20 protein-coding genes are annotated in these 24,602 nt (G+C 70.6%); 5 read left to right on the top strand and 15 right to left on the bottom strand.

The window, feature by feature from the left end; all coding sequences use genetic code 11:
• Positions 1-127: 127 nt before the first annotated feature.
• Positions 128-952, bottom strand: a complete 825-nt coding sequence (locus BIV24_RS13980; RefSeq protein ID WP_071366614.1) for a maleylpyruvate isomerase family mycothiol-dependent enzyme — start codon at positions 950-952, stop codon at positions 128-130.
• 179 nt (positions 953-1,131) lie between these two features.
• On the opposite strand from BIV24_RS13980, the gene BIV24_RS13985 reads away from it, so the two are divergent.
• Positions 1,132-1,950, top strand: a complete 819-nt coding sequence (locus BIV24_RS13985) for a carbon-nitrogen family hydrolase (protein ID WP_071366615.1) — start codon at positions 1,132-1,134, stop codon at positions 1,948-1,950.
• 228 nt (positions 1,951-2,178) lie between these two features.
• On the opposite strand, the gene BIV24_RS13990 is transcribed toward BIV24_RS13985, so the two are convergent.
• On the bottom strand, positions 2,179-3,483 hold the full coding sequence (locus BIV24_RS13990) for an MFS transporter (RefSeq protein ID WP_071366616.1): 1,305 nt from the start codon (positions 3,481-3,483) through the stop codon (positions 2,179-2,181).
• Positions 3,480-4,163, bottom strand: coding sequence for a GntR family transcriptional regulator (locus tag BIV24_RS13995; protein ID WP_071366617.1), 684 nt, complete (start codon positions 4,161-4,163; stop codon positions 3,480-3,482). Before BIV24_RS13995 ends, BIV24_RS13990 begins: the two co-directional genes overlap by 4 nt.
• A gap of 205 nt (positions 4,164-4,368) precedes the next feature.
• On the opposite strand from BIV24_RS13995, the gene BIV24_RS14000 reads away from it, so the two are divergent.
• Positions 4,369-5,262, top strand: coding sequence for a D-alanyl-D-alanine carboxypeptidase family protein (locus tag BIV24_RS14000; protein ID WP_071366618.1), 894 nt, complete (start codon positions 4,369-4,371; stop codon positions 5,260-5,262).
• An 81-nt stretch (positions 5,263-5,343) separates the two neighbouring features.
• Here the strand turns inward: BIV24_RS14000 and BIV24_RS14005 are convergent, their stop codons facing one another.
• The 4 genes from BIV24_RS14005 to BIV24_RS14020 all read right to left on the bottom strand — a co-directional run bounded on the left by BIV24_RS14005 (position 5,344) and on the right by BIV24_RS14020 (position 11,211).
• Positions 5,344-6,738, bottom strand: a complete 1,395-nt coding sequence (locus BIV24_RS14005; RefSeq protein ID WP_071366619.1) for a dihydrolipoamide acetyltransferase family protein — start codon at positions 6,736-6,738, stop codon at positions 5,344-5,346.
• A gap of 10 nt (positions 6,739-6,748) precedes the next feature.
• Positions 6,749-7,726: an alpha-ketoacid dehydrogenase subunit beta gene (locus BIV24_RS14010; protein ID WP_071366620.1), complete on the bottom strand. Its 978-nt coding sequence runs from the start codon at positions 7,724-7,726 to the stop codon at positions 6,749-6,751.
• A 1-nt stretch (position 7,727) separates the two neighbouring features.
• A complete protein-coding gene (gene pdhA, locus BIV24_RS14015; protein WP_071366621.1) occupies positions 7,728-8,942 on the bottom strand; it encodes a pyruvate dehydrogenase (acetyl-transferring) E1 component subunit alpha in 1,215 nt (404 codons plus the stop codon).
• Positions 8,943-9,633: 691 nt separating this feature from the next.
• The gene (locus tag BIV24_RS14020) at positions 9,634-11,211 is read right to left on the bottom strand and encodes a protein kinase domain-containing protein (protein ID WP_071366622.1); all 1,578 of its coding nucleotides are present in this window, start codon (positions 11,209-11,211) and stop codon (positions 9,634-9,636) included.
• A gap of 378 nt (positions 11,212-11,589) precedes the next feature.
• On the opposite strand from BIV24_RS14020, the gene BIV24_RS14025 reads away from it, so the two are divergent.
• Complete coding sequence (locus BIV24_RS14025) at positions 11,590-13,218, top strand: protein kinase domain-containing protein (protein WP_071366623.1); 1,629 nt, start codon at positions 11,590-11,592, stop codon at positions 13,216-13,218.
• Positions 13,219-13,619: 401 nt separating this feature from the next.
• On the opposite strand, the gene BIV24_RS14030 is transcribed toward BIV24_RS14025, so the two are convergent.
• Positions 13,620-14,165 (bottom strand): bacterial proteasome activator family protein, encoded by a 546-nt coding sequence (locus tag BIV24_RS14030; protein WP_071366624.1) that lies wholly within the window; start codon positions 14,163-14,165, stop codon positions 13,620-13,622.
• A gap of 528 nt (positions 14,166-14,693) precedes the next feature.
• Between BIV24_RS14030 and BIV24_RS34390 the strand changes: the two genes are divergently transcribed.
• The gene (locus BIV24_RS34390; RefSeq protein WP_177198716.1) at positions 14,694-15,518 is read left to right on the top strand and encodes a hypothetical protein; all 825 of its coding nucleotides are present in this window, start codon (positions 14,694-14,696) and stop codon (positions 15,516-15,518) included.
• A gap of 56 nt (positions 15,519-15,574) precedes the next feature.
• On the opposite strand, the gene BIV24_RS14050 is transcribed toward BIV24_RS34390, so the two are convergent.
• The 7 genes from BIV24_RS14050 to pdhA (BIV24_RS14080) all read right to left on the bottom strand — a co-directional run bounded on the left by BIV24_RS14050 (position 15,575) and on the right by pdhA (BIV24_RS14080) (position 23,917).
• On the bottom strand, positions 15,575-16,555 hold the full coding sequence (locus BIV24_RS14050) for an NAD(P)H-quinone oxidoreductase (protein ID WP_071366628.1): 981 nt from the start codon (positions 16,553-16,555) through the stop codon (positions 15,575-15,577).
• 54 nt (positions 16,556-16,609) lie between these two features.
• Positions 16,610-17,707, bottom strand: a complete 1,098-nt coding sequence (locus tag BIV24_RS14055; protein ID WP_071366629.1) for a potassium channel family protein — start codon at positions 17,705-17,707, stop codon at positions 16,610-16,612.
• Between the two features lie 36 nt (positions 17,708-17,743).
• Positions 17,744-19,231 (bottom strand): molybdopterin molybdotransferase MoeA, encoded by a 1,488-nt coding sequence (locus BIV24_RS14060; RefSeq protein WP_079168256.1) that lies wholly within the window; start codon positions 19,229-19,231, stop codon positions 17,744-17,746.
• Entirely contained in the window at positions 19,228-20,160 is a 933-nt protein-coding gene (locus BIV24_RS14065; protein WP_071366630.1) for an NTP transferase domain-containing protein, read from the bottom strand. Before BIV24_RS14065 ends, BIV24_RS14060 begins: the two co-directional genes overlap by 4 nt.
• A 96-nt stretch (positions 20,161-20,256) precedes the next feature.
• Positions 20,257-21,771 carry a dihydrolipoamide acetyltransferase family protein gene (locus tag BIV24_RS14070; protein ID WP_071366822.1) on the bottom strand — a complete coding sequence of 505 codons (1,515 nt, stop codon included), beginning with the start codon at positions 21,769-21,771 and terminating at the stop codon, positions 20,257-20,259.
• On the bottom strand, positions 21,771-22,775 hold the full coding sequence (locus tag BIV24_RS14075) for an alpha-ketoacid dehydrogenase subunit beta (protein ID WP_071366631.1): 1,005 nt from the start codon (positions 22,773-22,775) through the stop codon (positions 21,771-21,773). Before BIV24_RS14075 ends, BIV24_RS14070 begins: the two co-directional genes overlap by 1 nt.
• A complete protein-coding gene (gene pdhA / locus BIV24_RS14080) occupies positions 22,772-23,917 on the bottom strand; it encodes a pyruvate dehydrogenase (acetyl-transferring) E1 component subunit alpha (protein WP_071366632.1) in 1,146 nt (381 codons plus the stop codon). The genes BIV24_RS14075 and pdhA (BIV24_RS14080) overlap by 4 nt, the downstream gene beginning before the upstream one ends.
• Before the next feature lie 189 nt (positions 23,918-24,106).
• Between pdhA (BIV24_RS14080) and BIV24_RS14085 the strand changes: the two genes are divergently transcribed.
• A complete protein-coding gene (locus BIV24_RS14085; protein WP_071366633.1) occupies positions 24,107-24,592 on the top strand; it encodes an Lrp/AsnC family transcriptional regulator in 486 nt (161 codons plus the stop codon).
• Positions 24,593-24,602 lie beyond the last annotated feature (10 nt).

Consider the following 24,602-nt stretch of genomic DNA (forward strand, 5'->3'; position numbering starts at 1 on the left):
CGGAAGCCCTCGTACTGGACGTACTTGGGCTTTCGGCCGGTGCGGCGAGTGGGGGTACCCCCTGCTCGAAGAGCTTGGGGGAGGCGTGCCGGGCGTCGCGACGGGGCAAACGTTGCCTGCCGCGGCGCTAGTTGGTCACCGCGAACGACTGCAGGAGCGCCGCCGTCAGGTCCGTGTCGCCCTCCGCCTTGATGTGGTCCGCCACGGCGTCCGCGGTGACCCGGCCGCAGGCGAGGCGGACGTAGGTCTCCCAGTCGAGCATGAGCGACACCGCCGGGCCCAGCGAGGGCGCGCCGTCGATCGAGCCGCGGCCCTCCGCGTCGACCCGGACCGTGCGCAGGAACTCGACGGCGCCGTGGACGTCGAGGACGATCGCCGAACCGGGGGGTGCTCCGGCGTCCTTGGCGACGACCTCGGGCAGCATGGCCAGCAGCTCGTCCCGCGCGATGTGCGCGCCCGGCGAGTCCAGATTCCCCGGGACGCCCAGCGCCGTACGCAGATCCTGCTCGTGCACCCACACGTCGAACGCCCGGTACCGCATGGCCTCCTCAAGGGTCTGCTCGGTGCCGAGCGGGCCACGCACCTTGGTACCCGGGTCCCGCGACTCGTTCCGCAGCTGGCGGTTGCGGCGGATGATCGTGTACTCCAGCTCGGATGTCATCTCCGGCGCCGTGTGGTGGCGGCGGACATCGACCTGCATCTCCATGTAGCGCTGGTGCTCGTTCGTGACGTGGAAGAGGTCGCGCGGGAGCGTGTGAATGGGGCGGGGGTCGCCGAGCATCTCGCAGTCCAGGCCGATGACATGGGAGACCACGTCGCGCACCGACCAGCCCGGGCAGGGCGTACGCCGGTTCCACTCGCTCTCCACGAGCGGCTGCACCAGCTCGGATATCGCTTCGACGGAGTGGGTCCAGGCGTCGGCGTAGGGCTGAAGAGTGGGATGCAGACTCACGGAACGGGACCCCTCAAGCGGTCGGTGCACGGGCGATGGTGACGGCAGTGTCGACGGGAGGCGACTGTCGGCGGGTGTCTTGGAGCGTTAAGTTACGCTGCTGTGAGGCACCCCGGCAGTGCTTTCGTAGGACGATCGTAGGCCCGTAAAGACAGCTCGAATGCCAGGACGGTGGTAGCGTGCGCGCCTCCCTCATTCAGATCCGGGTAGACGAGGACGAATCACTCGATTCGCGCCGACGACGGGCCGCCGCGCTCGTAAAGGATCAAGCCGGAGTCGATCTGGTGGTGCTGCCCGAGCTGTGGACGACCGGGGCGTTCGCCTTCGACCGGTTCGCGGCCGAGGCCGAACCGCTCGAAGGGCCGACGTTCGAGGCGATGGCGAAGGCGGCGAGCGACGCGGGCGTGTGGCTGCACGCGGGCTCGATCCCCGAACGGTCCGGGTCCGGCAGCGGCTCCGCCGCGGATGACGGCACCCTCTTCAACACGTCTCTCGTCTTCTCCCCCTCCGGCGAACTGGCCGCCGCCTACCGCAAGATCCACCGCTTCGGCTTCGACAAGGGCGAGGCCGTCCTGATGGGCGCCGGGAACAAGCTGGTGACCGTGCGCCTGCCGCAGACGACCGTGGGCGTGGCCACCTGCTACGACCTCCGCTTCCCCGAGCTGTTCCGCTCGCTCGTGGACGCGGGGGCCGAGACGCTCGTGATCCCGGCGGGCTGGCCGGAGAGCCGCCGGTCCCACTGGACGCTGCTGGCCCAGGCGCGGGCGGTCGAGAACCAGGCGTACGTCCTTGCCTGCGGAACGGCCGGAACGCACGCGGGAGTTCCACAGGCGGGTCACTCCATCGTGGTGGATCCCTGGGGCGAGGTCCTCGCCGAGGCAGGAGCCGACGAGGAGATCCTCACGGTGGAGTTCGACCCGGCGAAGGTCGCGACGACACGGGAGCAGTTCCCGGCCCTGAAGGACCGGGTGCTCGGCCTGGAGCGGCCGCGCCACTGACGCGGCCGCCCCCGCACAGGGTGACCACACGCCATGTCTCGCCGTGGGTCGAACGCGGGGCAAGGGCAAGACCGCCGGCCGCGTCCGACCAGTGCCCCGACAGGCAACGTTCGCCCCGTCGCGACGCCCGGCACGCTCCCCCAAGCTCTTCGAGCAGGGGGTACCCCCAGAGCGGGAGGTACCCCCACGACGCCGCTCCTTCAAGGGCAAACGTCGCCTGCCGGGGCACTAGGCGGTGGGCACGTGCACCGTCTCCACCCGGCTCGCCACCAGCCGCTCCCGCTCCCGGCGCGCGGCCTGCCCCCGCAACCGGAGAATCTGGCTCACCCCCAGCACCTGGAGGGCGAACACCGCGGAGAACGCCACGGCGAAGTCGTCGCCCGTCGCGTCCAGGAGCACACCGATCGCCAGCAGCGTCGTCATAGAGGCGGTGAAGCCGCCCATGTTGGTGATGCCGGCGGCCGTTCCCTGACGTTCCGACGGGTTCGCCGGGCGCGCGAAGTCGAAGCCGATCATCGAGGCCGGGCCGCAGGCGCCGAGCACCACGCACAGCACGACCAGCAGCCACATCGGTGCATGCGCCCCGGGATAGGCGAGCGTGGCCGCCCACAGCACGGCCGTCGCACCGACCGTGCCGAGCGCCAGCGGCAGCCGCGCCGTGTGGTGCCGGGCGATGATCTGCCCGTACACCAGGCCGACGGCCATGTTCGACAGCACGACGAGCGTGAGGAGGTCACTGGCCGTCGCCCGCGACAGTCCCTGCCCCTGGACCAGGAACGGCAGGCCCCACAGCAGCAGGAACACCATCGCCGGGAACTGCGTCGTGAAATGCACCCACATCCCGAGGCGGGTGCCGGGCTCCTTCCAGGACGCCGCGATCTGCCGCCGCACATAAGCCGATCCGTGGTGCGGCAACGGCTCGGGCTCGTGGCCCTCGGGGTGGTCCTTCAGGAAGAGGAGGAGCAGGACGAGGACGACGACTCCGGCGAGCGCGCTGCCGGCGAACGCCGCAGTCCACCCCACCTGGTGCAGCAGCCGGGCCAGGACGAGCGTGGAGACCAGGTTGCCGGCCATGCCCACCAGACCGGCGAGCTGCGCGACCACCGGTCCGCGACGGGCCGGGAACCAGCGGGTGCCGAGCCGCAGCACGCTGATGAACGTCATCGCGTCGCCGCAGCCGAGCAGCGCGCGCGAGGCCAGCGCCATGCCGTACGACGAGGAGAAGGCGAACCCCAGCTGACCGGCCGTGAAGAGGACGCCTCCCATGGCCAGCACTTTCTTGGTGCCGAGCTGGTCCACCAGCAGGCCGACGGGTATCTGCATGCCCGCGTACACGAGCAGCTGGAGTATCGAGAAGGTGGACAGTGCGGAGGCGCCCACATGGAAGCGGTCGGCGGCGTCGAGCCCTGCCACGCCCAGCGACGTACGGAAGATGACGGCGACGAAGTAGACCGAGACGCCTATGGCCCACACGGCGACCGCGCGCAGGCCGCCCGGCGGATCGCCGGGCAGGGAGACGGAGCGGGAGCTCATCGCACCTCACCCCGGGCCAGGTTGGAGAACCAGTTCACGTGCCGGTGGACGATGGCGACGGCCGCCTCGGCGTCACCGGACCGCAACGCCCTGAGGATCTCCTCGTGCTCGGTGAGCGTCTTGGCGACCCGGTCGGGGTGCGAGTGCAGAACGGCGACGCCCATCCGCAGCTGGCGGTCGCGGAGTTGGTCATAGAGCCGGGAGAGGATCTCGTTGCCGCCGCTGCGCACGATCTCGGCGTGGAAGGCACGGTCGGTGGCCGCAGCTCCGGCCAGGTCCCCGGCGGCGACCTGTTCCTTCTGCCGCGCGAGCAGTTCCTCCAGGCGGGCGACCAATCCGGGCGGTGCGTCCACGGCCTTGCGGGCCGCGTACTCCTCGACGAGCTGACGTGTCTCCACCACGTCCGCGATCTCCTGGGCGGAGACCGGCAGGACGAGGGCCCCCTTCTTCGGGTAGAGCTTGATCAGCCCTTCCATCTCCAGCCGGAGCAGCGCCTCGCGCACCGGCGTCCGCGAGACCCCGACCTCGTCGGCCAGCTCGCCCTCGGTGAGCAGGGTACCGCCTTCGTACCTGCGTTCCAGGAGACCCTGTTTGACGTGCGTGTACACGCGGTCGGCGGCGGGCGGTCGCTTGACGGGCGGCCTCTCGGGAGCGGGGACGGCGGAGGGAGCTGAAGGCATGCGTACAGCATAGATACAACACGTACACATGCCGACAACCATCCACGATGCGGACTGACACTTCCGCCGCCACATTCACCCGGCGACCGCACATCCTTTTGCACTCCTCGCGTGTCTCACCAGAAGGCGGTCCGTTCATCCGGCCGCCGTTCAGGGGCATATGGATGCATTCAGAAGCATCAGAGACGCAATCGGAGCATTCAATTTGAATACCGGCATTAAGGGCGCACGGGTGCGCAGGGCAGTCGCGGCAGTGGTCACCACCGGAGCCGTACTCGCCACCGGCGCCCTCACCGCGGCGCCCGCACAGGCCGTGACGCAGCCCTCCATCACCGCCAAGGGCGGCTTCGTGATGAACAACGGCACTGGCAAGAGCCTGTACACCAAGGCCGCGGACACACGGCTGTCCACCGGCTCCACCACCAAGATCATGACCGCCAAGGTGGTGCTGTCCCAGTCGAATCTGAACCTGGACACGAAGGTCACGGTCGACAAGGCGTACAGCGACTACGTCGTGGCGAACAACGCCTCCCAGGCCCACCTGATCGTGGGTGACAAGGTCACCGTCCGCCAGCTGCTGTACGGGCTGATGCTGCCGTCCGGCTGCGACGCGGCCTACGCGCTCGCGGACAAGTTCGGCGCCGGCACCACCCGGGCCGCGCGCGTGAAGTCGTTCCTCGGCAAGATGAACAGCACTGCCAAGAGCCTCGGCATGACGAACACGCACTTCGACTCGTTCGACGGCATCAGCAATGGCAGCAACTACTCCACGCCGCGCGACCTGACGAAACTCGCGAGCAACGCAATGAAGAACTCGACCTTCCGCACCATCGTGAACACGAAGTCCACGAGCCAGAAGGTGACCACCAAGAGCGGCGGCTACCGCTACTACAACTGGGCCAACACCAACCCGCTGCTGGGCACCTACAGCGGCGCGATCGGCGTGAAGACGGGCTCCGGCCCGCAGGCCAAGTACTGCCTGGTCTTCGCCGCCACCCGCAACGGCAAGACGATCATCGGTACGGTCCTGGCGTCCACGTCGGTCGCCAACCGCACCGACGACGCCAAGAAGCTGCTGAACTACGGCTTCGCCGTCTGAGCCGCATCACTCACGGCGCGAAGGGGCCGGCCGCTCGAATGCGGCCGGCCCCTTCGTCATCTGTACGAACGCTGCCGAACGTCAGCCCCAGGTGATCAGCCGCTTGGGCTGCTCCAGGACGGCCGCCACGTCGGCGAGGACCTTGGAGCCCAGTTCGCCGTCGACAAGGCGGTGGTCGAAGCTGAGCGCCAGGGTCGTGACCTGGCGGGGCTTGACCTTGCCCTTGTGGACCCAGGGCTGGAGCTTGATCGCGCCGACCGCGAGGATCGCCGACTCACCCGGGTTGAGGATCGGCGTGCCCGTGTCGACGCCGAACACGCCCACGTTCGTGATGGTGATCGTGCCGCCCTGCATCGCCGCCGGGGAGGTCTTGCCCTCGCGGGCGGTGGCCACCAGTTCACCCAGGGCCTGGGCCAGTTGCGGGAGCGTCTTGTCGTGCGCGTCCTTGATGTTCGGCACGATCAGACCGCGCGGCGTGGCCGCCGCGATGCCCAGGTTCACATAGTGCTTGCGCACGATCTCCTGGTTGGCCTCGTCCCAGGACGCGTTGACGTCCGGGTTCCGCTTGATCGCCACCAGCAGGGCCTTGGCGATAAGCAGAAGCGGATTGACGCGCAGGCCCTCGAGGTCCTTGTCCTGCTTGAGTTCCTCGACCAGCTTCATCGTGCGCGTGACATCGACCGTCACGAACTCCGTGACATGCGGCGCGGTGAACGCCGAGCCGACCATCGCCTGCGCGGTGGCCTTGCGCACGCCCTTGACGGGGACACGGGTCTCCCGCAGGCCGTCGTACGTCACCACCGGCGCCGGCGCCTGGACGGCGGCGGGCACCTCGGCCGGGGCGGGAGCCGCTGCCGGCGCGGACGCCACCGCCGCGTGCACGTCCTCGCGCGTGATGACGCCGTCCGGACCCGACGGCGTCACGGTCGCCAGGTCGACACCGAGGTCCTTGGCGAGCTTGCGCACCGGCGGCTTCGCGAGCGGACGGGCCTGCTGGCCGTGACCGTTCAGCTCGCCCTGGAGCGCCGTGGCCGCGTAGAGGGTCTCCCCGGTGGCCGCCGGGACTCCCTTGCGGGGACGGCGCTTGGTGGACGACTCGGCCACCCCGTAGCCGACGAGAACCGGCTTGCGGCCCTGCTGCTTCGGCTCCTCGGTGGCGGGCTGCGGAAGCGACGGCTTCTCGGCCGGCGCGGGTGCCTCCTCGGCGGGGGCGCCCCCGGCCACATCGACCGCGATGATCGAGGTGCCGACGTCCACCGTGGTGCCCTCGTCGAAGTGCAGCGCGCGGACCACCCCGTCGTAGGGGATGGGTAGTTCGACGGCCGCCTTCGCCGTCTCCACCTCGCAGACGATCTGCCCGTCGGTGACCGTGTCACCGGGCTGCACGTACCACTTGAGGATCTCGGCCTCGGTGAGCCCCTCGCCCACGTCGGGCATCTTGAACTCGCGTACGGACGCGTCAGTCATCGTCGTCACGACCCTCTCCTCAGTACGCCAGGGCGCGGTCGACGGCGTCCAGCACCCGGTCCAGGCCCGGCAGGTACTCCTCCTCCAGCCGCGCCGGCGGATACGGGGCGTGATAACCGCCCACGCGCAGCACCGGCGCCTCCAGGTGGTAGAAGCACCGCTCCGTGATGCGGGCGGCGATCTCCGCGCCCGAGCCGAAGAACACCGGCGCCTCGTGCACCACCACCAGTCGGCGGGTCTTCTCCACCGACGCCTGGATGGAGTCGAAGTCGAGCGGGGAGACCGAGCGCAGGTCGAGCACCTCGAGGGACTTGCCCTCCTCCGCGGCCGCGGCCGCGGCCTCCTGGCACACCTTCACCATCGGCCCGTAGGCAGCGAGCGTCAGGTCCGCGCCCTCCCGCACCACCCGCGCCTTGTGCAGGGGGCCGGGAATCGCCTCGGGGTCGACCTCGGCCTTGTCCCAGTAACGTCGCTTGGGCTCGAAGAAGATCACCGGGTCGTCGCTCTGGATGGCCTGCTGCATCATCCAGTAGGCGTCCGACGCGCTGGACGGAGAGACGATCTTCAGGCCGGCCACATGCGCGAACAGCGCCTCGGGCGACTCACTGTGGTGCTCCACCGCCCCGATGCCGCCGCCGTACGGGATACGGACGACGACCGGGAGCTTGACCTTGCCCAGCGAGCGGGCGTGCATCTTCGCAAGCTGGGTGACGATCTGGTCGTAGGCGGGGAAGACGAACCCGTCGAACTGGATCTCCACCACCGGGCGGTATCCCCGCAGCGCCAGGCCGATCGCCGTGCCGACGATGCCCGACTCGGCGAGCGGGGTGTCGATCACCCGCTCCTCGCCGAAGTCCTTCTGCAGGCCGTCCGTCACCCGGAACACGCCGCCGAGCTTGCCGACGTCCTCGCCCATCACCAGGACCTTGGGGTCCGCCTCCAGGGCCTTGCGCAGCGACTCGTTGATCGCCTTGGCGATCGCCATCTTCTCGGCCATGTCACCGTCCCCCTTCTGCCGCGGCGACGCCGCTGTCGGACTCCGTCACGAACGACGCCTGGTAGGCGGCGAACTGGGCCCGTTCCTCGTCGACGAGCGCATGCCCGTCCGCGTACACGTTCTCGAAGATGGCGAAGTGGTCCGGGTCCGGCATGGCGCGGACCGCTTCGCGCACTCGCCTTCCCAACGCTTCGCTCTCCGCCTCGAGTTCCGCGAAGAATCCCTCGTCCGCGTGGTTCGATGCCTCGAGATACGCGCGCAGCCGTGCGATCGGGTCCTTCGCCTCCCAGGCGGCCCGCTCGTCGTCGTGGCGGTAGCGGGTGGGGTCGTCGGAGGTCGTGTGCGCGCCCATGCGGTAGGTGAACGCCTCGACCAGGGTCGGGCCCTCGCCGTTGCGTGCCCGCTCCAGCGCCCACTTGGTGACCGCCAGGCAGGCCAGGACGTCGTTGCCGTCGACGCGCACGCCCGGGAAGCCGAAGCCCTGCGCACGCTGGTACAGCGGCACGCGGGTCTGCTTCTCGGTGGGCTCGGAGATCGCCCACTGGTTGTTCTGGCAGAAGAACACCACCGGGGCGTTGTAGACCGCGGCGAAGGTGAACGACTCCGCGACGTCGCCCTGGCTGGAGGCGCCGTCGCCGAAGTAGGCGATCACGGCCGAGTCGGCACCGTCCTTGGCCACGCCCATCGCGTAGCCGGTGGCGTGCAGCGTCTGCGAGCCGATGACGATCGTGTAGAGGTGGAAGTTGTTGCTGTTCGGGTCCCAGCCACCGTTGTTCACACCGCGGAACATGCCGAGCAGGTTGGTCGGATCGACCCCGCGGCACCAGGCGACGCCGTGCTCGCGGTAGGTCGGGAAGACGTAGTCGCCGTCGTTCAGGGCCCGGCCGGAGCCGATCTGGGCGGCCTCCTGGCCGAGCAGCGAGGCCCACAGGCCCAGTTCGCCCTGACGCTGCAGCGAGGTCGCCTCGGCGTCGAAGCGGCGGGTCAGCACCATGTCCCGGTACAGGCCGCGCAGCTGCTCGGGGGTGATGCCCTCGACGTACGGGTCGTACTCGCGGTTCTTGACCCGCTTACCCTCAGGCGTCAGCAGCTGAATGACGTCGGGTTCGCCGCCCTTCTTGGGCGTGGTGCGGGTGGTGCGCTTGGTGCCGGTGGTACTGGCCTTACTTCCGGCGCTGCGTCGCGGCTTGCGCGCGGCAGTGCTCTCCACGGTCACGTGTGCTCCTCCGTCGGTCCGGCCCCCGGGTTCGCCGGGTGCCTGGGGTCCCCCATGCCCGTTCCGGGCCTGGGAGAGCGGCTCGCCTGCGGCGCACGGACGCACAGGGTGGGTGCGGCCCATGGGGAGCAGGCGTGACAGGTGCCCCGGCGAGCGTCCTGCGGTAGGCACGTTACCCAGTGCTCCACATTTCTGTGAAACCCCTCCTGAGCTGGGATTTTGCTTGGATTTCCAAGTAAAACCGCGCAACCCGGGAACAGGTGCTGGTCACAGCCTTGCAGGCAGCCGGGACAACGGCACGTTATCCCGCTCACCTGGAGCACGGGAAGACATCATCCAGGGCCGTTCTGACGGCAGGCCGTGTCGCTCACATCATGCGCAAAGAAGAAGAAATCACCGCATACGGCACTGGTCGCTCGTCGGCGACCGCGAGACCGCCAAGGCGTACGGTGCTCATGTGCCACGTTCGGTGACGACGCCCAGCTCGGACGGGCGCGGGCATCGACGGCCACGCGTACGCCTTGCCCCACGGATCGACGGACGGCACCGGCCCGGCGGCCGGCTCACGACCGTGCAGTGCGCGCGGCCGAGGGGGCGCTCCAGAGCCTTCCAGGCCTCCGGAATCGCCCCGTGAACGGCACACACACGCGCGCGTGGAGGCCGTTTCCGAACAGAGGGTGGCGCCGGCCCGTCAGGGCCCCGTCGAACCGCCCGCGCTGTCCCCGGCCCCGTCCGTCGCCGTCGGATCCGGGGCACCGCCGCCCGTGGGCTGCGTGTCCGTCGGCTCGTCCGTGGGCGTCGGCTGCTCCGTGGCCTGGTCGGTCGGCTGCTCCTGTGTCGCCGACGACTGGGCCGGCGGCGGCTGCTGCTGCTGGGTGTGGCGCTGCGTCGGCCTGTACGTGGGCCGGTAGTCCGAGTTGCCGCCCGTGTCCGAGTTGTCGTCCGTGGACGTGCCGGTGGTCGCCTCCTGCGTCGGCGTCTCGCTGGGCTGCTTGTCCTCCGGGGACGTCGTGACGCTCGGCGACTGCGTCGTAGTGGGGTGGCCGCCGTCCCCGCCGGTGTTGTTGATCGCCAGCGCGACGCCGCCGGCGATGGCGATGACCGCGAGGACCGCGAGGATCCACAGCTTGCCCCGGCCACTGCCCTTGTTGCCGTGCCCCTCGAAGCCGCCGTCGTCCCCGTGGCCGTAGCTCGAGGGCAGGATCGGCTGCGGGATCTGCGTGGTGCCGGTCTCGCGGGGGTGCTGCATAGCCGTCGTACTGGCGAAGCCCGCCGCCGGGGTGTGCCGGCCGTCGTGCGTCTCCACCGGGCCGGTGTTCCAGGTGCCCGTGTGGCTGCCCTGGTCGTACAGCATCTGCAGGCCGTACTGGACCATCCCGCGCATTTCCTCGGCGGTCTGGAACCGGTCGTCCGGGTCCTTCGCCAGCGAGCGCATGACGAGCCCGTCCAGCTCCGGCGGCGGTCCGTCCGAGACCTGCGACGGCGGCACCGGGGTGTCCTGGACGTGCTGGTAGACCACGGACAGCGGGGTCTCGCCGACGAACGGGGGCCGCAGCGCGAGCAGTTCGTAGAGCAGGCAGCCCGTCGCGTACAGGTCGGAGCGGTAGTCGACGGCCTTGCCGAGGGCCTGCTCCGGGGAGAGGTACTGCGGTGTGCCCATGACCATGCCGGTCTGCGTCATCGTCGTGGACGCCCCGTGCAGGGCGCGGGCGATGCCGAAGTCCATGACCTTCACGGCGCCGTTGTCGGTGATGATGACGTTCGCCGGCTTGATGTCGCGGTGCACGATGCCGTGCTGGTGCGAGTACGCGAGTGCTTCCAGAACGCCCGAGGTGATCATCAGGGCCTGTTCGGGGCCGGGCGCCTCGGCGTTGAGCAGCAGCTCGCGGATCGTGCGTCCCTCGACCAGCTCCATCACGATGTACGGCACCGACTGACCGCCCACGTGGTCCTCGCCGGAGTCGTACACGGCCACGATCGCATGGTGGTTGAGCCCGGCCACAGACTGGGCCTCGCGCGTGAAGCGGGCCTTGGAGGTCGGGTCCTCGGCGAGGTCGGAGCGGAGCAGCTTGACCGCGACAGTCCGGCCGAGGCGTACGTCCTCGGCCGCGAACACCTCGGCCATACCGCCTCGGCCGAGCCGGCGGGTCAGCCGGTACCGGCCGTCTCCGACCAGTCCGCTATTGCCCCAACTCTCCGGCGCGTCCGACATCCCGCCGCCAGACGCCTCGGGGTCGGACGGGCCCTGGGCGCGCTGCGTCTGTGCCATCAGTCCTCGCCGTCGTTTCTACCCGCGGTCCGCGCGGTGGTTGTCACGGTCTCCGACGGGTCACGCTACAGGCTTCGCGCAAGGCGCCGGTCCGAGATGGAATCGTGAGGGAGCGGTCATCCAATCCCTCCGCGGGATCCGCACGCAAATCCCGTGTACCGGCCGTACGTCCCCTGTAACGCTTCCGCGACGCTTCTTTCGCGTACGGTCACGGAACGGGCACCGAGCTTGACGTCTCACCACCCTGGGGCAGACTTGGCCGAGAATGGGCCAGTCGATCACGGAACAATCGCTGTCGATCGTCGAAGACATGACACCGATCACGGACCGCGGGAGCACAGCCAGTTGCTGCCGCCGCGCCGATGGGGGACGCAGAACATGAGCCAGGACGGCGCACAGGGCCGGTACGGGGGGCGCTCGTTCGCCGGCGGCCGCTACCAGCTGCGCGACTTGCTCGGCGAGGGCGGCATGGCCTCGGTGCACCTGGCGTACGACACGGTGCTCGACCGCCAGGTCGCGATCAAGACGCTGCACACCGAACTGGGCCGCGAACAGGCCTTCCGCGAGCGGTTCCGGCGCGAGGCCCAGTCCGTGGCGAAACTCACGCACACGAACATCGTCTCGGTGTTCGACACCGGTGAGGACGAGTTCGACGGGCTGACGACCCCGTACATCGTCATGGAGTACATCGAGGGCAAGCCGCTCGGCTCGGTCCTCGACGTGGACATCCGCCAGTACGGTGCGATGCCGGCCGACAAAGCGCTGAAGATCACCGCGGATGTGCTGGCAGCCCTGGAGATCAGCCACGAAATGGGTCTGGTCCACCGGGACATCAAGCCGGGCAACGTGATGATGACGAAGCGGAACGTCGTCAAGGTGATGGACTTCGGCATCGCCCGCGCCATGCAGTCCGGCGTCACGTCGATGACCCAGACGGGCATGGTGGTCGGCACCCCGCAGTACCTGTCGCCGGAGCAGGCGCTCGGCCGGGGCGTGGACGCACGGAGCGACCTGTACTCGGTCGGCATCATGCTCTTCCAACTGGTCACCGGGCGGCTTCCGTTCGAGGCGGACTCGCCGCTCGCGATCGCGTACGCGCATGTGCAGGAGGAGCCGGTGGCTCCTTCGTCGGTCAACCGCTCGCTGCCGCCCGCGGTGGACGCGCTGGTCGCCCGCGCGCTGAAGAAGAACCCGAACGAACGCTTCCCGAACGCCGAGGCCATGCGCGACGAGTGCCTGCGCGTGGCCGCGTCCCTCACGGCCGCGGCGCCGAGCATCGTGCCGGGCGCGCAGACGTCGAGCGGCGCGGGCGTGAGCTCGGCGGTCTTCCCGCCGGTCGACCAGTCGGCGCCGGGTCCGACGGGCCCCGTGCAGACGCCGTACCAACCCGGCCCCTACGGCAGCCCCACTCCGGCCCCGTCGGCCGCGTACGGCTATCCGCAGCAGGGCGGCTACCAGCCGCCGCCGCAGACCGCCGCGTACGCGCCCCAGCAGTACGCGTCGACCCCGCCGCCCTACGCCGTCACGCCACAGTCCTCGGCGCCGGTCACAGGTCCCTCGGGCGGGCGGAAGAAGAACCGGGCCGTGATCATCGGCTCGATCGTGGTCGCCCTGGTGGCGATAGGCGGCGTGATCACGGCGCTGACACTGCCCGACCGCGGCAAAGACGCCGGGGGCGGCAGCAGCGCGAGCCCGTCCCCGACGGTGGTCGCCGGTCACCGGGGCCCGGACACGACGAAGACGATCGAGACGACCAAGTGCACCGAGCCGGACAAGTCGTACAACGACCCGGAGCAGGTGAAGATGCCGGACTTCCACTTCAAGAACTGGGGCTCGGTTCTTTCCTGCCTCCAGGCTTCTGGGTGGAGGTACAAAAAGATCTACGTGAACGAGAACACGTTCGGCCAGGATACGGTGATGAACCAGTCCCCCCTGGCCGGTACGGATTTCGACCCGAAGAACCCACCTGAGATGCAGATCACCATCTCCACCGGGGACCCTTCGTAAGCCGAGCGACGGTGCACCGAGCAACAGCCTGAGCCCCGCCGCCACTTCGTGATCAGCAGTACGGGTTCGACTCGGGGAACGTAGTGCAGCCGTCGATGTACGTGCTTCCCTTGAACCTCGCGGCCTCGATCTTCAAGCCCGTGATCCCGTTCAGATCCCTGGCCGAAGTCTTCCGGGTGGCAGACCCGCCGGCAGACGTGCCGGTCGAGGTGCAGTGGTGCCACTGCCACTTGAGACGAAGCTGAGGCCGGCGAGGCGACGAGCGGCATCGAAAGGCACGCCATCGCTGCACCCGCTTCTTTTGTGGCGCGCGTCACCATCGGTCGAGGGTGTCTGACGCGACGGGCCTGCGCCACGCGTGCTGTGGCGCAGGCCCTCATCTGTTCCGCGTATGAAAGCCCCTACAGGTACGGCCCGCCCGAGCGGCCGCCCGTGCGGTGGTCCTCTTCGCCGTCGAGGGAGCCGACGCCCGGCGGGAGGGCGCGGCGCATCTGCTCCAGCTGGGCCCGCGCGGCCATCTGCTGGGCGAACAGCGTGGTTTGGATCCCGTGGAAGAGGCCCTCCAGCCAGCCCACCAACTGGGCCTGCGCGATACGCAGTTCCGAGTCGCTCGGAATCACCTCGTCCATGAAGGGCAGCGACAGCCGCTCGAGCTCCTCGACGAGTTCGGGGGCGAGACCGTCCTCCAGCTCCTTCACCGAGCTGGCGTGGATCTCCTTCAGGCGCTGTCGGCTCGCTTCGTCCAAAGGAGCGGCGCGCACCTCCTCCAGCAGCTGCTTGATCATGCTGCCGATACGCATGACCTTCGCGGGCTGCTCCACCTGTTCGGTGACAGGGATCTCGCGGGAGTCATCGTCTGCGGTGCCGCCGAGAGCCATTCCGTCCTGGCCCACGACCAGGATTTTCCGGGCGTTCTCCGACGACCTTTCGTTCCTCGGCATCTCCATGCCGCCATTCTCTCGCACGCGTACGCCTCATCACCCAGGTGCCCTCGGCGAGGGGTGATACACCCTGAACCACCGCCGTTTTCCCGACCGGCCCGCCCTCCCGCAGATCTCCCGCACGTCTCCCTCAGCCGAAGGAGGCCCGTCGCACGGCGGACCGGTGCGTTCCATCGGACGGACGTACCGCCCCCGCAGGCCGGCGCACCCCTCACCACTGAGCCCGTGCGACATGCGCACCAGAGTGTCTCCGGCCGCACGCACGACCCCCGCCCGTGCCGCTCCACCAGCGCCGACCGTCTGCGGCATGGCGAGGGGGCCGTATCCGTGGCGGACGGGGCGGAAGAGTGCCGCCGGGAAGTTCGCCGGGGAGTTCGCCGCGGCCCTCTCGGGCGCGCGGGCCGTGCGGCCCGGGATGCCGGCCGCCGGGGTCCGTGTGACGCTGGTGCCGTTGATCTTGCCGCCCGAGCACGGGAGGGGGTCACCCGCGTGACTCCATGGCTTCGTACACCGTCGACGTTCCGCATATCCCGCGTGACTCCATGGCCCGGTACGCCGTCCACGTTGCGTCTGTTCCGCGTAGCCGTCCTGCCACCGGTCCTCACCACGACAGCCGTCATCGGCGCGTGCGGCATATCCGCCGCGTACGGGGTGCCTCCCGGCTACGAGATACGTTCGGCGCCCGGCATCCGGCCCGCCACCTATGCGGTTCAGCCCGGGTACGGCGTCCGGGTCCCGCACCCGGCCGGCCGGCCGAAGTACGTCATCCGGCCGACGGACACCGCCACGTCCTCCACAGCGCCCGTCACGGCTTCGTCCGTATCGCCATCCGCCGCCCCTTCCCGGGCCTCCGGGCACATGGTGTCCCCCGCGCCCCTGCGCGCCTCCTCCTCCGGACTCACGACGCCCACCGCCCCCGCGCGGCCCCCGGCATCCTCCTCCTCCGCCCAGCCCTCGCCCGATCGCTCCCTGGCCGGCAGCCGGGCCGGTGAAGGGCGCAAACGGCCCGGCCGTCCGGAGCCCGAGCCAGAGAGCGAGACGGAGGGCGAGACGGACGACCCGCCGTACACCGGACAGGCCCCGACACCGCCGTCGGACGAGACAATGACGCCGGAGGACCGCGACACCACGGCCCCCGGCCTCGGCACCGACGATCCCCGCCCGAACGCCGACGCGTCCGCCGGTGCGTTCGACCCCGTGGAGGACTCCCCCACTCCGCCGAAGGGCTCCGCCACTCCCCACCGGCAGAACACCGCCTCGAAACCCACCCTGGAGATCCTGCCTCTCGGGAGCGGCCTGATCCTCGTAGGTCTGGGACTGGGGCTCATACTCCTCGGCCTGCGGCTGCGACGGGGATAGGCGGCGCCACCACGGGAACCGCCCCGCGCAGGCCGGCGGACCGACCGTCGTGCGGCTCACGGCGTCAGCAGCAGCACCTTTCCGATGTGCCCGCTCTCGTCCAGCAGCCGGTGGCCCATGGCCGCTTCACTCATCGGGAGTTCGCGGTCGATGACCGGACGGACGTGCCCGGAGGCCATCAGCGGCCAGACATGTTCCCGCACCGCCGCCACGATCGCCGCCTTCTCACCGAGCGGCCGCGCCCGCAGCGAGGTCGCGGTGATCGCCGCCTGCTTGCGCAGCAGCGTGTTGATGTTCAACTCGCCCTTCACACCGCCCTGAAGACCGATGATCGCGAGCCGACCGTTCACCGCAAGCGACTGGACATTGCGGTCCAGGTACTTCGCGCCCATGTTGTCGAGGATGACGTCCGCGCCCGCCCCGGCCGTGGCCTGCCGGATCTCCTCCACGAAGTCCTGCTCGCGGTAGTTGATCAGCACGTCCGCGCCCAGTTCCGCGCAGCGCTCCAGCTTCTCCTTGGTGCCCGCCGTGACCGCCACCCTCGCGCCCACCGCCTTGGCCAGCTGGACGGCCATCGTGCCGATGCCGCTGGAGCCGCCGTGAACCAGCAGCGTCTCGCCCGGGCGCAGATGGGCGACCATGAACACGTTGGACCAGACCGTGCAGGTCACCTCCGGCAGGGCGGCCGCCTTCCGCACATCGAGCCCGTCGGGCACGGGCAGCAGCTGCCCGGCCGGGACGGCGACCTTCTCGGCGTATCCGCCGCCCGAGAGCAGCGCGCACACCTCGTCGCCGACCGCCCATCCCGAAACACCCGGGCCGAGCGCGGCGATCCGTCCGGAGCACTCGAGTCCGGGGTACGGGGACGCGCCGGGAGGCGGGCTGTAGAGACCCTGCCGCTGGAGGAGGTCGGCGCGGTTGACCGCACTGGCCACCACGTCGACGAGCACTTCGCCCTCGGCGGGTACGGGATCGGGGACCTCGGCCCACACCAGCGCCTCGGGCCCACCGGGTTCAGGAATCGTGATCGCGTACATGAGGGGGACGCTACTCCTCACAGCGGGCGCTCAGGACGCCGCGCGGGGCGCGCCTCAGTCCCGTGGCAACGGACGGATGTCCGGTGTCACCCGGGTACCCGGCGACGCCCGCACGATCGTGATCAGACGATCCGTCAACTGGAGCTTGCCGACGGACGGATCGTCGTATCCGAGCACCCGGTGGCCGCGTACCACGCTCACCACCAGATCGTCCGTCTCCCGCACCCCACGGCCCGCCTCGGCCTTGGTGACGGGCCGTTCCACCAGATCGAGCCCACTGCCCTGCTGAATGAGGTCCTCCATCACCATGCCGGCGGCGGGGCTGAGCACGGAGAGCCCGAGGAGCCGTCCGGCGGCGCTGGCACTGGTGATCACCGCGTCGGCGCCGGACTGCTTCAGCAACGGCGCGTTCTCCTCCTCCCGTACGGCCGCCACGATCTTCGCCGCGCGGTTGAGCTGACGGGCGGTCAGCGCGACCAGGACAGCTGTGTCGTCCCGCTGCGTGGCGACGATGATCTGCCGCGCCTTGTGCACCTCGGCCCGCCGCAGCACGTCGCTGCGGGTCCCGTCGCCGACCACGCCCGCGTAGCCCTCGGCAACCGCCACGTCAACGACCTTGGAGCTGGGATCCACCACCACGATCTGGTCCTTCTTCAGGCCCGTCGCACACACGGTCTGGATCGCCGACCGCCCCTTGGTGCCGAAGCCGACAACGACGGTGTGGTCCCTCAAAGCCGCCCTCCAGCGGTTCTGCCGCCACTCCTCCCGGGTGCGTTCGGTGAGGACCTCGAGAGTGGTGCCGACCAGGATGATCAGAAACAGCACGCGCAGAGGCGTGATGACAAAGATGTTGGTGAGCCGGGCGGAGTCACTGACCGGGGTGATATCGCCGTATCCGGTCGTGGAAAGGGTGACGGTCGCGTAATAGAAGGAGCTGAGCAGATTGACCTTGTGGCCTGAGCTGTCGTGGTAGCCGTCACGGTCCGCCCAGACGATGAGGGCGGTGACGACAAGGGTGAGCAGCGCCATCGCCAGCCGTTTGCCGACCTGCTGTATCGGCCGATGAACGACCTTCCTCGGGAGTCTCACCCGACTCCTGACGAGCTGTTCGTCCGGTTGTCGGGCGATGGCGTCCCGGCCCGGAAGTTTCACGTGAAACACTCCCCGATCTGACTCACCCGTCCACGCTCACCCCGTCAACGCCCACGGCAGTTCGAGGAGTTCCACGTCCTCTCCGGGGCGGGCACCGCCCGGCGGCACGACCGCCAGGGCATCGGCGGCGGCGATGCCGCGCAGCATGGCCGGGCCGTGGTAGCGCAGCGGCACGGCCCGATCGTCGCGTACGGCGACGGGGATGAGCCGCGTGTCGTGCGGGTGACCGTGGACGGAGTCCTTCAACGGCAGTATGTACGGTTCCGGGGCGACGCGGCCCGCCAGGGTGCGCAGCAGCGGTTCGGCGAGCGTCAGCAGGCCGGAGACGGCCGCCAGGGGATTGCCGGGCAGTCCGACGAGGTGCTGGTCCTCTCGGGTGCGGGCGAGCAGCATGGGGTGCCCCGGGCGCACCTGCACGCCGTCGATGAGGAACTCGGCGCCCATGCGGCACAGAGTGGGGTGGACATGGTCGACGGGCCCCGCAGCCGTGCCGCCGGTGGTGACGATCAGGTCAGCCGTGGAGGACGTGACCGCCTGGTGCAGCGCCGCGGCGTCGTCACCGAGTCCGCGGACGGCGACCACGTCCGCGCCGAGCGCGCGCAGCCACGGCGGCAGCATCGGGCCGAGCGCATCCCGGATCAGACCGCCCTCGGGCAACCCCCGGGTCAGCAGCTCGTTCCCCAGCACCAGGACTTCGGCGCGCGGACGCGGCAGCGCGCGGAGGCTGTCGTACCCGGCGGCCGCGGCGAGCCCCAGCACGGCCGGGGTGACCTGGGTGCCCGGGGGAAGCAGCTGGTCACCGGCATGGCACTCCTGGCCGCGGGGCCGGATGTCCTGCCCGTGCGCGACCGTGGGGGTCCCCGCTGCTCGGTCGGAGCCCGGAGCCTGGGGGACGGTGGCGTGCAGCCGCCCCTTGGTGTCGGTGCGCCCGTGTTCGCTGCGCAGGACGGCCGTGGTGTCCGGCGGGACACGCGCTCCGGTGGCGATCCGCACCGCCTCGCCGTCCCCGAGGGGCGCAGGTTCCGCGTGCCCGGCAAGGACCCCCTCTCCCCGTACGGCCCAGGGTCCGGGACCCGCGACGGCCCAGCCGTCCATGGCCGAGGTGTCGAAGGAGGGGAGGTCGGTGAGTGCGGTCAGGGGCGCGGCGAGCACCAGGCCCAGGGCGGCGTCGAGAGGGACGCCGACGGGTTCGCGCCGCGGCACTGACCGTGCGGCGTGCCGGGCTACGGTGCGGGCCTCGGGCCAAGGGGTGGCCCTGTGGCGAGCGTGGTGCCCGGACGTGGACGTGGTGGAGTGCTCCTGAACGAGGTCCTGGATGCCGGGGTACCGCGTGGTGCGCGGGCCCGGGTCCCGCACGAGCGCGAGGGCCTCCTCGAAGTCGAGGTCGTGCTGCTCCTCGGACCGGCGGCCGGGGCGGACCTCCTGCCGACGGCCGGGCCCGCCGCTGTCGTCGGCCACGGCCACGGCCTCCTCCACGCCGCGTTCCTCGGTGTCCGGGCGTCCCGGGACGCCCCGACGGGTCATCCGGCGTCCGGCTGGGACTCGGCGGCGCCCTCGTCCACCCAGCGCACGGCCAGCGCGACGGCCTTACGGGCGGCCTCGGCGACCGCCTCGGGTCCGCCCCCGGCCTGCGCGGCGGCGTAGCCGACGAGGAAGGTCGTCAGCGGGGCCGCGGGGCGTGCGACACCGTGCGCGGCATCGCGGGCGAGGTCGAGCAGGGCACCGGTGTCGATGTCGAGGTCGATGCCCAGCTCGTCCTTGACTGCGGAAATCCATTCATCCAGCACGTGCACATGCTCCCTGATACGTGACCGGGCAGTGGCGATGTCGTCCCAGGTGTCGCAGTCGAAGGATGCGACGGGGTCGCAGATACGGGTGAGGTCGAGGCCGGTGACCAGGCGCCGCAGCGGAAGACCGGTGAGCCCGCTCTGCCCGGCGCCTTCATCGCGCCCACCGCAGCGGGAATGGCCGGGGTTCCCGGTGGCCAGCCGGTCCAGCTCCCGGCGCAGCGCGGTTCTCCGGTAGGCGGCGACAAGCGGCTGGTCGCGGCCCTCGGGATCAGTGAGCAGTGCGCCTTCTGCAGCGCTCGCCCGAAGGGCGCCCAGCAGCCGTCGCACCGTCCTCTGCTCCAGGAACGGCAGGTCGGCGGAGAGCACGACCACGTGCGCCGCCGTGGTCCGTCGCAGGCCCGCGTCGAGCGCGGCGGCCGGACCGGCGCCCGGCGGCTCCTCGCGGGCCCAGACCACAGGGCGCACGGTGGACCTGCGCTCGGCCACGACCACCGTGGTGGCCGCGCCGGAGCAGGCCGCCAGCACGCGGTCGAGCAGGGCCCGCCCGCCGACACGCACACCGGGTTTGTCGGCCCCGGCGAGCCGCCGGGCGGCACCACCGGCGAGCACGATGGCGTCGTACACCTCGGCGCCGGGGTCGGCGGGCGGCTCATACGCGGTCATGCCCCGAGTATGGGCGCCGTGTGGATCAACGCACACCTCGGCCCTGGGCGACGGCTCCCTCGCACGTTCGGCGGGTGCCCGGGCACCGCTACCTGTTCAGAGTGTGCGCAGCAACACCGCCGGCTGTTCCACGCAGTCCGCCACGTACCTCAGGAAGCCGCCCGCCGTGCCGCCGTCGCACACCCGGTGGTCGAAGGTCAGCGAGAGCTGCACGACCTGCCGTATCGCCAGCTCGCCCTCGTGCACCCAGGGCTTGGGGACGATACGGCCGACACCGAGCATGGCCGCTTCGGGGTGGTTGATGATCGGTGTGGAGCCGTCGACGCCGAACACTCCGTAGTTGTTCAACGTGAAGGTCCCGCCGGTGAGTTCCCCCGGTGTGAGGGTTCCGGCGCGCGCCGCCTCGGTCAGCCGCGCGAACTCCGCGGTCAGCGAATCGGCATCCCGCGTGTGCGCGTCCCGTACGACGGGGACGACGAGCCCCCGCTCAGTCTGCGCGGCGAACCCGAGGTGCACCCGGTCGAGTCGGACGACCTCCCTGGCCTCCATGTCGACGGTGGAGTTGAGTTCGGGGAAGCGGGCGAGCGCGGCGGTGCAGATGCGAGCGAGCAGCGCGAGCAGGGAGATCCTGGGACCTCCGGTGGCGTTCATGACCGTTCGCGCGTGCAGGAGTTCCGTGGCGTCGGCGTCCACCCAGCAGGTCGCGTCGGGGATCTCGCGCCGGCTCCGGGCCAGCTTGTCGGCGACGGCCCCGCGCACTCCGCGGAGCGGGACCCGGGTGCCGGATCCGCTCACCCCGCGCGTGCCGGTGTCCGCTCCGGCCACGGACGCCGCCTCGGGCGTGGTGGCAGGTGCTCCCGGCGTGTGGGAGTTCGCCATGGGTCCGGCCGCGGACGGCGAGGTCGCCGTGACCGCTGGGGTGCCTGCCGGCCGTCCGCGGGTCGCCTTGAGGACATCCTCGACATCCGCCCGCAGGATCAGCCCGTCGGGTCCCGAGCCCGCCAGCTGCCGCAGATTCACACCGTTCTCACGGGCGAGCCGGCGCACCAGCGGGGAGATCACCGGGACGGGCCCGTCGGGTTGCCCGGAGTCGGCCTCGTGGGGTGTCCGGCCGAGAGCCGCGGGCTGCGGGACGGCCGTGTGGGGCGGGGGGGACGGGACTGCGGACGCCGGTACCGCGGCGGCCGAGGCGGTACCGAGGGCGGCTGGGGCCACCACTCCGGCGGGTTCGGCCTCCCGCGCTGCCGCGTTCGCGAGCCGCACACCCGGCTGAGGCGACCGCACCCGGCGGCGTCGGGCCGGGGCCGCCGAAGTGCCGTACCCGACCAGCACGTTCCCGGAGGGCTCCGCGGCCGCTTCCGCGGGGGCGCCGACAGCAACTGCCAACAGCGGTGCGCCGACGGGTAGTTCCGTGCCCTCCTCACCGAATCGGGCCGTGACCACGCCCTCGTAGGGACAGGGCACCTCGACCATCGCCTTGGCCGTCTCCACCTCGACGACCGGCTGGTCGACCGCGACCACGTCCCCGACCCGCACCAGCCAGCGGACGATCTCCGCCTCGGTCAGCCCCTCGCCGAGGTCCGGCAGCCTGAACTCCAGCACCTGCGCCATCAGCTCCCCGCCTCCCACTGCAGACGCCCCACGGCGTCCAGGATCCGGTCGACGCCCGGCAGATGGTGCCGCTCCAGCATCGGCGGCGGATAGGGGATGTCGAACCCGGCCACCCGCAGCACCGGCGCCTCCAGATAGTGGAAGCAGCGCTCGCTCACGCGTGCGGCGATCTCCCCGCCCGGCCCGCCGAACCCGGTCGCCTCGTGCACCACCACGGCCCGGCCCGTACGCCGCACGGAGGCGGTCACCGTCTCGTCGTCGAACGGCACCAGGGAGCGCAGGTCTACGACTTCAAGGTCCCAGCCCTCGGCACGCGCCGCCTCGGCCGCCTCCAGGCAGACGGGCACCGACGGGCCGTAGGTGATGAGCGTCGTACTGCGGCCCGGGCGCCGCACCACCGCACGGCCCAGGGGTTCGACAACCTCGGGCTCCTCGGGGTTCCAGGCGTCCTTCGACCAGTACAGCCGCTTCGGCTCCAGGAAGACCACCGGGTCGTCGGAGGCGATGGCGGCGCGCAGCAGCCCGTACGCGTCGGCGACGGTCGCGGGCGTGACGACATGGAGCCCCGGAGTCGCCATGTAGTACGCCTCGGAGGAGTCGCTGTGGTGTTCGACGCCGCCGATGCCTCCCCCATAGGGGACGCGGATGGTGATCGGCAGCGGCATAGCGCCACGCGTGCGGTTGCGCATGCGCGAGACATGGCTGACCAGCTGCTCGAACGCGGGATAGGCGAAGGCGTCGAACTGCATCTCCACGACCGGCCTGAGGCCGTACATCGCCATGCCGACAGCGGTACCCAGGATGCCCGCCTCGGCCAGCGGCGTGTCCGTACAGCGGTCGTCGCCGAACTCCTTCGCGAGCCCGTCGGTGATCCGGAAGACGCCGCCGAGCGTGCCGACGTCCTCGCCCATGACGTGCACGGACGGGTCGGCCGCCAGAGCGTCGCGCATCGCACGCGTGAGGGCCTGCGCCATGGTGGCCGGCTTGAGGGCAACGGTCGTCATCGCCCGGCTCCTTCCGGCCCTGCGGCCTCCGCGTCCAGCTCCGCCCTCAGCTGGGCCTGCTGCTCCAGAAGCTGAGTGGTGGGCTGTGCGTACACATGGGCGAAGAGATCCATGGGGTCGAGCACCGGGTCCTGGTTCATACGCGTCCGCAGGTCCGCCGCCAGCGCCTCCGCGTCCTCTTGCGCGGCCCGTACGGCGTCCTCGTCCAGTAGCCCGCGTTCCGTCAACTCCCGCTCCATCAGCAGGATCGGGTCGTGATCGCGCCAGGCCTCGACCTCGTCCTCGCCGCGGTAGCGGGTCGCGTCGTCAGCATTGGTGTGAGCGTCGATGCGGTACGTCAGCGCCTCGACGAGTGTGGGGCCGCCGCCCGCGCGCGCGTGCCGTACGGCCTCGCCGAGGACCTCGTGTACGGCCACCGCGTCGTTGCCGTCGACCAGACGGCCCGGCATGCCGTAGCCGACGGCCTTGTGGGCCAAGGAGGGCGCCGCGGTCTGCTTGGCGAGCGGGACCGAGATCGCGAAGCCGTTGTTCTGCACGAGGAAGACGACCGGTGCGTGCCAGACCGCGGCGAAGTTCATGGCCTCGTGGAAGTCGCCCTCGCTGGTACCGCCGTCGCCGACCATCGCGAGCGCGACCACGTCGTCGCCCTTCAGACGCGCGGCGTGCGCAAGGCCCACCGCATGCGGGAGCTGGGTGGCCAGCGGGGTGGACAGGGGCGCCACACGGCGTTCGTACGGGTCGTAGCCGGTGTGCCAGTCGCCGCGCAGCAGCGTCAGGGCCTCGACGGGGTCGACGCCGCGGGCGACGGCGGCAAGCGTGTCGCGGTAGCTGGGGAAGAGCCAGTCGCGCTCCTCGAGGACGAGCGCCGCGGCGACCTCGCACGCCTCCTGCCCGGTGCTGGAGGGGTAGACGGCCAGACGGCCCTGCTTGGTGAGCGCCGTCGCCTGCGCGTTGTACCGGCGGCCACGTACCAGCTGGGCGTACAGCCGACGCAGCAGCTCGGGGTCGGCCTTCGCGGCCGCCTCGGTGCCGAGTACGCGATACGGCTGCGCGTCGGGCAGCAGCGGAGCGGGGTCAGTGCGGGGCTGCCAGGCGGGCGGCGGGGTCGGCTGGTAGGCACCCCGCTGCTCCATGACCGTCATGACGGCACCTCCTCGTGGGAGCGGCTTCTGGCGCGCCACGGGAGTGATGCGCCTCACCTACCGATTGTTCGGTCGACGGCACATTTTGGCTACAGGTGCCTTCAGGCTGTGGACAAACGGTTCTCCACAACCTGAGATGGACGCAGTACGTCCATGGTAGAGAGGTGGGGGGACATGGCACCTGAACAAATGGCCGAGCCGTCGGAGCACGGCCCTCTGACACCGCCCCCACGCCCCCTCGACGCCATCGATCAGGACATCCTGCAGATACTCCAGGCGGACGGCCGCGCCTCGATACGGTCGGTCGCCGAGCGTGTCCACGTCTCGCGGGCCAACGCGTACGCGCGGATCAACCGGCTCATCGAGGACGGCGTGATCCGCGGTTTCGGGGCCCGTGTGGACCACGAACGCGCGGGTCAGAGCACGTCGGCGTACATCACCCTGAAGATCGTGCAGAACTCGTGGCGCACGGTCCGCGACCAGCTGCGCATGCTCCCCGGTGCCTCCCACATCGCCCTGGTGGGCGGCGACTTCGACGTGCTGCTGCTGGTGCACACTCCCGACAACAGGGCACTGCGCGAGCTGGTTTTCACCCGGCTGCAGGCGATCCCCGAAGTGCTCAGCACACGCACGCTGTTGGTCTTCGAGGAGGAAGACCTGGACCCGGAAGGCTGACCCCGAAGGG

It is taken from the genome of Streptomyces colonosanans, assembly GCF_001866645.1.
Lineage (GTDB): Bacteria > Actinomycetota > Actinomycetes > Streptomycetales > Streptomycetaceae > Streptomyces > Streptomyces colonosanans.